The sequence below is a fragment of the Bartonella sp. CL63NXGY genome (genome assembly GCF_042194905.1).
GTDB lineage: Bacteria > Pseudomonadota > Alphaproteobacteria > Rhizobiales > Rhizobiaceae > Bartonella.
This window is the reverse complement of the sequence record NZ_JBHINK010000008.1, coordinates 89217-100771: the sequence shown is the minus strand read 5'-3', so window position 1 is coordinate 100771 and position 11555 is coordinate 89217. Positions and strand designations below refer to the sequence as shown.

The window sequence follows — 11555 nt, the reverse complement described above, 5'->3', positions numbered from 1 at the left end:
CCTTGGCAGCATCCGAGAGCTTTTCCTGTGTAAAAAAACTCTTCAACCATTGCCAAAAGTTGGAAAAGCTTTGTTTAGCCCATCCCCAAAAGCTTCTAAATAAGCCGGCATTTCTTTGCCATACCAACTTTGCGACAATTGTACTTCCTTCACAAGCCCCCCATAATGCTGCGCCATCTTTTCGGCTAAATAAGCCCCATTGCCCCGTGCATCCAAAGCGCCCCCCAACAAACGCGGCAAACTATTCACCACATAAAATAAAATTTCTCTTTGTTGGTCAAACGGCGTATTGCGCAATTCCACCATAAACCGAACACGGCGCACCAAATCTTGTCCCACTTCCATCACCACAATCGACGTCGCATCGCCCGATCTGGCAAGATCAACACCAAAAACATGTTGGCGCCGTCGGTCAAGCCCAATATGAAGAGGTTTTAAGCGCCCCTCACACCAATTAAAAGCAGCTTGACTTCGTTGATAATCCGATTGATTTTTTAAATCATCCACACAAGCAAAACGCAACACTGCAATGTCAGGCGCACAACAATTTTCAATCTGTAAGCGTATTAAAGCAGCCGCTTCTTGATCGGCTGGTATGGCATCTAATTTTTTAAATAGAGTTTCGTAACAGGACCAAGTCCCATTTCACGGCGCTTATTGTGGTGCGTATAGCGAAAAAACCAAGAGCGTGTATTGTCTTTTCGAACATTCAACCATAGCCCTGCCCCATCTCAATAATTTACCCTGTGAAGATGACTTGACGAATGATGCTGATAACCAATGAATAGCCCTCACTTAACGCCCCTCTCGTCCACCTCTTAGATCACCTTTAATTTCTGATTTGAGATTTTTTCTTTAATACTTAATTTTTTATTGGAACATAAAAAATTATCTGCATCAATAGCTCTTGCACATATTTACATAACTTGAATCTTGTTGCAAAAGCCCGCTCCACCCTCTGGGGGTACCATATATTTTTTAATTACGTGTAGCTTATTCATTTTCCGAGTGTTTTTAAATCCAAGAGAAGGTAGAGATGAACGTGAATTTACAAAACATGTTATTTTTATCAAACTTCTTTTTTAATGCTTTAAATTCAGCTAATTTATACCAAGGAAAATATTAAAGTTTAAGTTTCTAATGAATATACTAACAACTTCATAACATTGGCAAAATTATCCGGCGAGCTATTATTAAAAGAATCAGAAAGTTTTTTGTAAATTCTTTTCACAAACATTTTCTTCAATAAAGCCACCTGATTCATCAGCCTTAACTTTAGCAAAGATATAACCAAAGTCTTCTAAAGCTTTAATGCGATAAAGAGTGTGATTATAAAATACATGTGTTTCATTTTTTAAAGCAAATTCTTTTCTTTAAAAAGGTTATAGCCTTCTATCTAACAGCGTTGTTTGCTGTAAAATTCAAATTATCTATCTGCTCAACTAAAGAACTTTTATTGTTTAGCTTTTGTGCTTTTTTCAAAGAGATGTGGGCTTTCAAGAATAAGCTTTTCTCGTGCTTTTTGTAACTGTTTAATGACCTCATCAATCTTTGACGGAGAACAAAAAGATTCTTGGCTATTCAACAAATGCAGCCTCTCCTTTCCCTCATATAAACATTGCATCTGAGATTGAAGTATTCTAACTTCTTGAAAAAAAAGACGCCCTGTTTCCTTAAAACCATTATTAAGTGCAAAAAGTTGATCAGAAATGGATAGCAGAATTTGTTTTAAAAAACGCTCATTTTCTTGGCGTTTACGATATTCTAAAATAAGAGCATGGCTTATCTCATCTAACTGTTTTTTTGTAGAATCAATTTGACGCAATAAATTTGGTTTTTCCCCCATATCACCTTTTCTCACCTTCACAAGCATAGCATGAATGTCTAACAACTTAATTGCGGAATGAGATAAATAATCAACAACTGTAGGCGTATTAACATAGCGTTTCCGTGTGATCATCACAAACTCACCTAATGACTGTTTTTTACATTCATCCCGCTATTTATTTTTCATTTTACAAAACCATTCTAAAGAAAGTGCTAAAAAACATTACCTCCAATACATTATTTGATGGAGCTCCTTCTCTCTTTTCACTATCAACGTGGAATCCGTGGAGAGAGAAAACGTACAGGTGTATAAAGGATAAGATGTGTTGTTTTCTCCAACACACTACTACCATCAGCAAGAAGGGCTTGACTAGGTGACAATTCTGTACCTTGCATAATTGTGGAAGCCAAAGAACCTTCTCGAGAAAGAGCCATCAACGTTGGTGAAGATGCAAAGACATTGTGTGCTCCCCCATCCACATGAGAGAAATCAAGAACAGCTATTCCATTTTTACGCAACATTTCAATATCTGAGCCATCGCCCACACGATGATGTCCACCCGTAAGACGTCCTGAAACCGCGAGAGCTTTATCCGTTCTGGATACTAAAATAGCTGTTGGCTGCGGGAGTTTTTTTATATCATTAAGTTGGCGCTCAAATACATCAACATCAATATCGGGTGCAGCCATTAATAAACTTGTAATACGACGAATAGGCCTATATTTTCCCTGTAAAGCTAATGTTCTAAATGCTTCCATTATAACAAAATTGCCCATAGAATGTGCAATAACCGAAATTTGATCAGCATTGGTTTCACTAATAAGCGTTAAAAGCTCTATCAATCCGTCACGGGCAAAATTAGCACTATCACGATCATAAATATAAAGAGGAACAGATCCGGCAGAAGGCCAAGAATAATGCACAGCGACAACATTTAAAGAATAATCGTGTGTAAACTGTGCTGTACGAAATGTACCATCTGCAAAATTATTATTATACCCATGGATAAAAAGAAAAATTTCTCTTTTTCCTTTTGGCTTTTTTGCTAAAGCAGCATTTAATTGCTGTTTAAACTGTTCTTTATTATCGTATTTTTGCAATGCTACTGCTGCAAAATACTTATCATGTGTAGGTTTATACGCATTTATTTCAACAACTCCCTTTACATGTTGCTGAGGAATTCCTACGTCAACGCGATTATAATGAACTTTATTTGATCGCTCTGCACCATAAGGTTGAGCGTAATTATTTTGCATCATACGACTTGTTGCAACATACACTGGAACGATGGCTTTTGGAGAAACTGGTTTCCCTCCAACTTCCCTTTCTACGGCAGTCATAGAAGGTGTTGCATGCACCCCATGCCAAAGTACAGCACGTGAATCACTACATGCTGGCAATAAAGAAACACAAATAAGAAGTGTTAAATATCTCAGAATCATTATACTTCTCACTGCAATTTCACCCCACCTTATAAAAATATAACATTTCAAATGCATAGATAAAGTAATAAAAAACGAAACATTCTTAGAAACACACCAACAAATAACATACAAAAAAGATTTTTCTATAATACGTATAAATCCCCTCTCTCTAACATAACTTCATCTCATTATAGAGAGACTCACTGCTAACTGGTGCGGTCGAGAAGACTCGAACTTCCACGGGTTGCCCCACAGCGACCTCAACGCTGCGCGTCTACCAATTCCGCCACGACCGCACGTGGAAAGAAAAAACCTTGGTTTTTAGCCTTTAACAAATCATAAAGAAAGGTACAAGCCAATTTTCTTTTTCTCATAATTTATTTTATTCAGACGACTTATAACTTAATAGAGATTACGAGAAATATGGGCTCTACTATGACCTTTGAACCATCATCATAAAATGTGTTTGTGCCGCTTGATCTTTTTCATAATAACCATGAAAGTTTTTTGTAATTGTTGTAGAGCCCTGTTTTTGGATTCCTCTCATAGCCATACACATGTGCTCAGCCTCAATCAATACTGCTAAACCATGAGGCTTCAGATACGTTTTTAACGCGTGAGCCACTTGCGCTGTCATAGCTTCTTGAGTTTGTAAACGACGAGAAAAAATATCTACAACACGTACAATTTTTGAAAGACCAACAATTTTCTCATTAGGAAGATATGCTATATGTGCTTTCCCAATAATTGGGATCATATGATGCTCACAGTGTGAATAAAAAGGTATATTCTTTACGATTACGGATTCATTATATCCTGAAACCTCTTCAAAAACTGTACCTAAGGTTTCTTTAACAGATTGACTATAACCATTAAAAAGCTCGCGATATGCCTTGGCTATACGTTTTGGAGTATCTAAAAGCCCTTCTCTATTTGGATTTTCCCCTATCCATAAGAGTAATGTACGAATCGCTTCTTCCACCTCTTCAATACTCGGACGCTTTTCTTCAGATAAATTTGCGTCTTCTTTAACAACATTACGCATTCAAAAACTCCAAGCTTACTCTATACAAAGCATTTGCTCCATACCTATTTCATTTTGTATAATCTCTATATAAGCGAATTAAAAGTTTAAACAATCACGACTCTCAAAATTTCAGGCAATAGTGCATGATTGATAATATCTATAATGATAAAATACTTAAATATGCTGCACATATAGGCAAAATTGGGCGTCTTAATAATCCTGATGCAACATCAAGAAAACATGCACATCTTTGTGGCTCGACAATCACTGTAGATTTAAAAGTGGAAAATGGTATTATTACGGATTTTGCTCACGAAATACATGCATGTGTGCTAGGGCAAGCTTCGGCTTCACTTTTAGCATCTCATATCATCGGACAAACAACACAAGATCTTAAAATATTGCGTGAAGTTATCTACAAAATGCTAACGCAAAATGGTCCTTCTCCTCAAGCTCCATTTGAGGATTTTTCTTGCTTACAGCCCATTAAAGACTATAAAGTGCGCCATACAGCAACACTACTACCCTTTGATGCAACGATAGATTGCATTCAACAAATTGAAGAAAAATAAATGTTCAAATCACAATCTCAACAAAAAAAGTTGACTCGAAATTACACAGGCACTTGGCAAAAAACACCCGGACGATTATTGGGAATTTTCTTAATACGTTTCTATCAAATAACACTTTCGAGCCTTATAGGCAATCAGTGTCGCCATGCCCCGACTTGTTCAGAATATATATATGAAGCGATTGCACGCCATGGGCTTTGGGCTGGTGCATGGATGGGACTCTTTCGTATCATGCGTTGTGGGCCCTTTGGAACAGATGGCTTTGATCCAGTACCTATTTCGCTTGGAAATTCTTGCTGTTTTTATAAACCTTGGCGTTACTGGAAAATTTCTGACAAACACAACAAATAATCCTTTTCTTTTTTCATATGTATTGATAAAAAATCAGTCTATAAGCTTTTTACTCAATTTTCATGAAACCATCCGCAATCGTTAGCGGAATTGGATTAAAAGGGTGTTTTTATGTCTTGCTCTATTTCTCTTTTTTTTCCCGATGGTTCAAAACGTAATTACCCCGCCGAAATGACAGGCTTGGAATTAGCAGAATCTATTTCTAAATCACTTGCAAAAAAAGCAGTCGCCTATAGTCTTAATGGTATCACGCGAGACTTATCGGATCCATTGGGACAATCTGGTCAAGTAGAGATTATTACCCGAGAAGATTCACGCGCTCTTGAGCTCATAAGGCATGATTGCGCCCATGTCCTTGCTGAAGCAGTACAAGAACTCTTTCCTGAAACGCAAGTAACAATAGGTCCTGTTATTGAGAATGGATTCTATTATGATTTTGCACGCCAACAACCTTTTACATTAGATGATCTCACTGTTATTGAAAAGAAAATGCGTGAAATTATCCAACGCAATAAACCTTTTAGAAAAGAAATTTGGTCTCGTGAAAAAGCGAGAAAAATTTTTTCTGAGAAAAAGGAATTTTATAAAGTTGAACTTATTGATAGCATTCCTGAAAATCAAGATTTAAAAGTTTATTATCAAGGGGAGTGGTTTGATCTTTGTCGCGGACCGCACATGCAATCTACAGGGCAAATTGGGAATGCTTTCAAATTAATGAAAGTTGCAGGAGCTTATTGGCGTGGTGATGCCAATAATCCAATGCTCACGAGAATTTATGGAACAGCATTTGCAAATGAAAATGACTTAAAAGCCTACCTCCATATGCTAGAAGAAGCTGAAAAACGTGATCATCGCCGCTTGGGACGTGAGATGGACTTATTTCACTTTCAAGAAGAAGGGCCAGGAATGATTTTTTGGCACAAAAAAGGTTGGAAAATGTTCCAAAATTTAATCAGCTATATGCGTAGACGCCTTGATGATCATCAATATGCTGAAGTTAATGCACCACAAGTTCTCGATAGGTCACTCTGGGAAATATCTGGTCATTGGGGCTGGTATAAGGAGAATATGTTCAAAGTAATTCCAGCAGCAGAAGATTCAGATCATGGGAATGTTTATGCCCTTAAACCAATGAATTGCCCTGGTCATGTTCAAATTTTTAAACATGGTTTAAAATCTTATCGTGATTTGCCTATTAGACTTGCTGAATTTGGACTTGTTCATCGTTATGAGCCTTCAGGCTCTTTACATGGTCTTATGCGTGTGCGTGGTTTTACACAAGATGATGCGCATATTTTTTGTACTGATGAACAATTAGCCGATGAATGTCTCAGTATTAATGATCTTATTTTATCAACTTATGCTGATTTTGGTTTTAAAGAAATTAGTCTTAAGCTTTCAACACGTCCAGAAAAACGAGTTGGATCTGATGCATTATGGGATCATGCAGAAAGTATCATGGAAACTGTCCTTAAAACGATTGAAACAAAATTTGCAGGACAAATCAAAACAAGCATCCTTCCGGGTGAAGGAGCATTTTATGGTCCAAAATTTGAATATACATTAAAGGATGCTATCGGTCGTGAATGGCAATGTGGAACAACACAAATAGACTTTAATCTCCCTGAACGTTTTGGTGCATTCTATATTGATAAAGATTCAGAAAAACGTCAACCTGTTATGATCCACCGTGCTATTTTTGGATCAATGGAGCGTTTTCTTGGTATATTAATCGAAAATTTTGCTGGACATATGCCACTTTGGCTTTCTCCTGAACAAATTGTTGTTGCAACAATTACATCCGAAGCAAATGAATATGCCAAAAAAATAACAGCAAAACTTAAAGCTATTGGGCTTTCCGCAACAATAGATCTCCGCAATGAAAAAATTAACTATAAAATACGAGAACATTCTTTACAAAAAGTCCCCGTAATTTTGGTATGTGGCAAACGTGAAGCCGAAACAAACAGCGTAAATATGCGCCGCTTAGGAAGTACAAATCAAACCCTTTTATCTGTAGAAGATGCAATTAAACAACTCTCAAATGAGGCAACACCTCCAGATTTGCAACGTGTAATAAATGCATAATATCACAGAAGATGGTAATACGTTAATTTTTTTACTATAAATCTTCAATTTTTGTACAAAATGAAATGATTTGATATTGTAGTGTGTTTTTGTTTCATGCACAACGACCTATCACCAGAAAGAATTACGTTCTCTCTCTACAAGGTGGTTTGGTGAAAAAGTTGAATGTAAGCTATGAGCTGTTTAAATGCAAAAAACATAGACAATTGAATATTAATAATAACATTAATCTTTTACTTTTATAATGAAAAGATGCTGCTACTATCATGGATAGATCATTACGATAATTATAGCAACATCAAGCAAGAAGGCTGAAAACAAGATTATATTTATTAATAAAAATATGTAAAATTAGCTGAACAATGATATGTCTTATTCGTAAGATAAGCTCTTATAAAAAGACAAGATATTGATTTATAATGATAATATATCGTTATTCATATTAAATAAGGTTTCGAATATCATAGGCTTCTCTCGTTTTAATATGTTTATGTTGAATCTATCAAAATCATTTGCTTGCACGAAACAAGCAGAATGAGTGTGTGGATAAAAATTATTGAGAAAGAACTTTTAAAATGCCCACAATGAACCGCCTAAAGTGCTAAGGATTGTTGCAATCATTGAGGACCGGCTATAACTATAATGATGATGCTGACTTGCTTCTTTATAAATGTAAAAATAGCAGTACTCAACGAGTTTACCATTAATCATTCACAAGGCATTATAGTAAAATAAGATTAAGAAGCCTTAAGAAACATCTCTTTAAAACAAGCACATGAATTGGTAAGCCAATGGCATTATACATCCCGCAATCTACACTGATGAGATATTGCCTTAATTTTTATAAAGCTAAATCAAAGAAAAATGGCAAAACTCAGCGTTTATTCTTTCTCCTCTTCATATTTTACCAAATTAAAAACTCTTATAAAAAACTCGTTAAATATACATATACGATACATGACCACTCGTTGAACGTATTAAACTCTGAGCATATCCATAAAACGTCTAAATATCTACGAAACACATATAAAATAAAAAAATATTATTATTATCGTGCTCTATCAAGAACACGCTTACATTCAATGAGTTCAAACAGAATCTCTTGTAACAATGCTTTATCAGTTTTATCTTTGTAAAGATTCACAGAACCGACAGATGTTTCTCCTTCATTCCTCATGAAACTCAAAAGCCCAAAAGAAGATTTCTTAGGCTTATTACTAGCATTTTCAGAAGTTTGTCCTGCATGTTTCTTTTCTATGACCACATTCATAGCATCAAGATCACCATTACCAAATGCAGTCACAAAAGCAACACCATTTTCTTTCAAAAGGCGTTGCACACCTTTTATCGTATAACCCTGATCATATAGTAACTGCTTAATACCATTGAGCAAATCAACATCGACAGGGCGATAATAGCGCCTTCCTCCCCCACGTTTCATTGGTTTAATCTGCCTAAAACGTGTTTCCCAGAATCTTAAGACATGCTGCGGAAGCTCCAATAACTCCGCTACTTCGCTAATTGTGCGAAAAGCATCAGAGCTTTTATCCATTTTGCAACACCTTATTTAAAACAAAATAAATTACTTCACAATGACTCATTCTGTCTCAATTTCTCAACAAGATTAGTCAAAAATAAGACCATCATTGACAACTTACTCAACAGTCTTTTTCTAAAAAACAAAGACCCTTATTTTATACATTTTTTTAACAAATACCAAACATACCATGGCATTTATTTATGAGATATCATTTTTTCTGTTTTGCACGATGCGAATCTAAAATTCTCTGTTTAAGGACATTGGCAGCCTTAAACGTCACAACACGTCGCGGCGGAATAGGTGCTTCAACACCTGTTTTTGGATTGCGTCCAACACGTTCATTTTTACTGCGAACCTGAAAAGTTGCAAAAGAAGATAATTTAACCGCTTCACCTCTTACAAGTGAGTTGCAAATCTCATCCAAAACCAATTCGACTAAAGCTGCTGATTCAGTATGTGACAAGCCCACTCTTTTACAAACTACGCTCGCTAAATCTGCACGCGTTACTGTCTTACTTGTCATTATAACCACCTATTAAAATATTTAAAATTACAAAATGACTTATACGTTTTCTTGAAATATGGTCAAGTAGCCATAATTTACCAACGAATAAGAATTGCTCCCCATGTAAATCCGCCTCCCATGGCTTCTAACATGATAAGATCTCCTTCTTTTATTTTTCCATCGCAAACAGCTGTTGTTAAAGCCAACGGAACTGATGCGGCAGACGTATTACCATGTTGATCAACGGTAATCACAACTTTATCCAGTGAAATTCCCAACTTTTTAGCAGATGCTTCAATAATGCGCTTATTAGCCTGATGAGGTACAAACCAATCTAGTTGTGAAGAATCCATACCTGCAGCTGCAAAACAATCATCAACCACATCCGTTATCATACCAACAGCATATTTAAAAACTTCTCGTCCTTCCATACGCAAATAGCCTGTCGTTTGTGTTGTTGAAGGTCCACCATCAACATATAGCTTATCTATATAAGCACCATTAGAGCGCAGTTTTGCAGACAATATACCACGCTCAAAAGCAATAGTCCCCTCAATTTCTTGAGCTTCCAAAATAGCGGCACCCGCACCATCACCAAACAAAACACATGTCGTACGATCTTCCCAATCTAAAATTCGAGAAAATGTATCGGATCCAATAACTAAAATTCTTTTAGCCGCTCCACATCGTAAATAAGAATCTCCTGTTGTTAAAGCAAAAATAAAACCAGAACAAACAGCTTGAATATCAAAAGCAAATCCATGGCTCATTCCCAAAGCATGCTGAATTTCAACAGCAGAAGCAGGAAAAGTACGATTCGGGGTGGACGTTGCTAAAATAATACAATCAATGTCTTTTATTGTAAGACCAGCATTTATAAGGGCGGCTTGCGCAGCCTCAACTCCTAAAGAAACAGTTGTTTCATTTTCACTGGCAATATAACGTTGGCGTATTCCTGTACGCTGAACAATCCATGAATCTGACGTTTCAACAAACTTTGCAATCTCATCATTTGATAAACTTCTTTTTGGCAAAGCACTTCCTACACCACGTATAATTGAGCGAATCATTCAGCTCTTACCTTTTCTTCAAATTTTTCATTTCTATTATAAGAGCTTATCATAAGGACTCTCCATTCATCACCGCTTCATCTTCTTGGTCAAGAAGTGTTTCTTTATTCTCATGAAACCGCCGTAAATCAGCCGTTATTTTTTTTAAAAGTCCATTATTAACCATTTCATAACCAACGCGGATAGCAGAAGCAAAACCATTAGCATTGGCACTGCCATGACTTTTTATAACAACACCATTCAAACCTAAAAGCACTCCTCCATTCACCCTATCGGGATCCATTTTATGTTTCAGTATACGAAAAGCACCTCGCGATAAAAAATAACCAAGAGATGTTAAAAAAGAACTGCGCAGTGCAGAGTTTAAAATCTCCCCTATCTGTCGCGCAGTTCCTTCTGCGGTTTTTAAAGCAATATTACCAGAAAACCCCTCTGTCACAACAACATCGACCGTTCCTTTTCCAATGTCATTGCCCTCAACAAATCCTTTATATTCCAATCCTTCTAATTGCACTTCACGCAATATCATTCCTGCTTTTTTTATTTCATAAAGTCCTTTAACCTCTTCCACCCCCACATTTAAAAGCCCAACACTTGGTCTTTCAGTGTGATATAAAGCGCGAAACATACCCGCTCCCATAACCGCCAAATCAACCAACTGACTAGCCGAGGCACCTATTGTTGCTCCAATATCTAAAACGATACTCTCACTGCGCAGTGTTGGCCAGATACCCGCAATACCAGGACGCTCAGCCTCTGCAAGCATTTTCAAACAAAAATACGACATGGCCATAAGTGCACCCGTATTACCAGCAGAAATGCAAGCATCAGCTTCACCATTTTTTACCGCTTCAATGGCGTACCACATTGATGATTTACCACGTCCATTACGAAGTGCTTGGCTTGGCTTTTCATCCATGCGTGTATAACTTTCTGTAGGGCAAAAGCACGATACAGAATCCAAACAGGGATATTTTTTTAAAACCGGACGAACAGCCTCCTCTACTCCATAAAACAGAAAATAAATATTTGATAAATATTTTTGTACAATTGCTGCTCCTGCAATAGCTGCTTCTGGACCGTAATCACCGCCCATGACATCCACAGAAATTCTAATCACGCTTGCATATCCCACATCTTTTCATTTTTA

10 protein-coding genes, 1 tRNA gene and 2 pseudogenes are annotated in these 11555 nt (G+C 36.7%); 3 read left to right on the top strand and 10 right to left on the bottom strand.

Annotated elements, in window-relative coordinates:
- Positions 1–78: 78 nt before the first annotated feature.
- The 6 genes and pseudogenes from ACFIK0_RS05820 to folE form a co-directional block, all read right to left on the bottom strand.
- A pseudogene (locus ACFIK0_RS05820) lies at positions 79–609 on the bottom strand (hypothetical protein); the annotation flags it as partial.
- Positions 609–795, bottom strand: a pseudogene (locus ACFIK0_RS05815) (Arm DNA-binding domain-containing protein); the annotation flags it as partial. The pseudogenes ACFIK0_RS05820 and ACFIK0_RS05815, both read right to left, overlap by 1 nt.
- A 658-nt stretch (positions 796–1453) precedes the next feature.
- Entirely contained in the window at positions 1454–1960 is a 507-nt protein-coding gene (locus ACFIK0_RS05810) for a hypothetical protein (protein WP_273791370.1), read from the bottom strand.
- A 137-nt stretch (positions 1961–2097) separates the two neighbouring features.
- The gene (locus ACFIK0_RS05805) at positions 2098–3270 is read right to left on the bottom strand and encodes an alpha/beta hydrolase (protein WP_375637488.1); all 1173 of its coding nucleotides are present in this window, start codon (positions 3268–3270) and stop codon (positions 2098–2100) included.
- 193 nt (positions 3271–3463) lie between these two features.
- A tRNA-Leu gene (locus ACFIK0_RS05800) sits at positions 3464–3548 on the bottom strand.
- 137 nt (positions 3549–3685) lie between these two features.
- Entirely contained in the window at positions 3686–4297 is a 612-nt protein-coding gene (gene folE / locus ACFIK0_RS05795; protein ID WP_273791372.1) for a GTP cyclohydrolase I FolE, read from the bottom strand.
- 125 nt (positions 4298–4422) lie between these two features.
- On the opposite strand from folE, the gene ACFIK0_RS05790 reads away from it, so the two are divergent.
- From ACFIK0_RS05790 to thrS, 3 genes are all read left to right on the top strand, one after another.
- Positions 4423–4851, top strand: a complete 429-nt coding sequence (locus ACFIK0_RS05790) for an iron-sulfur cluster assembly scaffold protein (RefSeq protein ID WP_273791373.1) — start codon at positions 4423–4425, stop codon at positions 4849–4851.
- Positions 4852–5202, top strand: coding sequence for a membrane protein insertion efficiency factor YidD (yidD, locus tag ACFIK0_RS05785; RefSeq protein WP_273791374.1), 351 nt, complete (start codon positions 4852–4854; stop codon positions 5200–5202).
- Positions 5203–5313: 111 nt separating this feature from the next.
- Positions 5314–7290, top strand: a complete 1977-nt coding sequence (thrS, locus tag ACFIK0_RS05780) for a threonine--tRNA ligase (protein ID WP_375663639.1) — start codon at positions 5314–5316, stop codon at positions 7288–7290.
- Between the two features lie 1048 nt (positions 7291–8338).
- Here thrS and ACFIK0_RS05775 read toward each other — a convergent pair.
- From ACFIK0_RS05775 to plsX, 4 genes are all read right to left on the bottom strand, one after another.
- Positions 8339–8842, bottom strand: a complete 504-nt coding sequence (locus ACFIK0_RS05775) for a MerR family transcriptional regulator (RefSeq protein ID WP_273791376.1) — start codon at positions 8840–8842, stop codon at positions 8339–8341.
- 196 nt (positions 8843–9038) lie between these two features.
- A complete protein-coding gene (locus ACFIK0_RS05770) occupies positions 9039–9353 on the bottom strand; it encodes an integration host factor subunit alpha (RefSeq protein WP_273791377.1) in 315 nt (104 codons plus the stop codon).
- Between the two features lie 77 nt (positions 9354–9430).
- The gene (locus ACFIK0_RS05765; protein WP_273791378.1) at positions 9431–10405 is read right to left on the bottom strand and encodes a beta-ketoacyl-ACP synthase III; all 975 of its coding nucleotides are present in this window, start codon (positions 10403–10405) and stop codon (positions 9431–9433) included.
- 49 nt (positions 10406–10454) lie between these two features.
- On the bottom strand, positions 10455–11525 hold the full coding sequence (gene plsX, locus ACFIK0_RS05760; RefSeq protein ID WP_375663638.1) for a phosphate acyltransferase PlsX: 1071 nt from the start codon (positions 11523–11525) through the stop codon (positions 10455–10457).
- Positions 11526–11555: the final 30 nt, after the last annotated feature.

Excerpts from the sequence above, each read along its gene's own strand:
- ACFIK0_RS05790 (WP_273791373.1), top strand. The coding sequence starts at position 4,423 with ATGATTGATAATATCTATAATGATAAAATACTTAAATATGCTGCACAT.
- ACFIK0_RS05805 (WP_375637488.1), bottom strand. The coding sequence starts at position 3,270 with ATGATTCTGAGATATTTAACACTTCTTATTTGTGTTTCTTTATTGCCA.
- thrS (WP_375663639.1), top strand. The coding sequence starts at position 5,314 with ATGTCTTGCTCTATTTCTCTTTTTTTTCCCGATGGTTCAAAACGTAAT.
- folE (WP_273791372.1), bottom strand. The coding sequence starts at position 4,297 with ATGCGTAATGTTGTTAAAGAAGACGCAAATTTATCTGAAGAAAAGCGT.
- ACFIK0_RS05775 (WP_273791376.1), bottom strand. The coding sequence starts at position 8,842 with ATGGATAAAAGCTCTGATGCTTTTCGCACAATTAGCGAAGTAGCGGAG.
- ACFIK0_RS05810 (WP_273791370.1), bottom strand. The coding sequence starts at position 1,960 with ATGATCACACGGAAACGCTATGTTAATACGCCTACAGTTGTTGATTAT.
- ACFIK0_RS05765 (WP_273791378.1), bottom strand. The coding sequence starts at position 10,405 with ATGATTCGCTCAATTATACGTGGTGTAGGAAGTGCTTTGCCAAAAAGA.
- ACFIK0_RS05770 (WP_273791377.1), bottom strand. The coding sequence starts at position 9,353 with ATGACAAGTAAGACAGTAACGCGTGCAGATTTAGCGAGCGTAGTTTGT.
- yidD (WP_273791374.1), top strand. The coding sequence starts at position 4,852 with ATGTTCAAATCACAATCTCAACAAAAAAAGTTGACTCGAAATTACACA.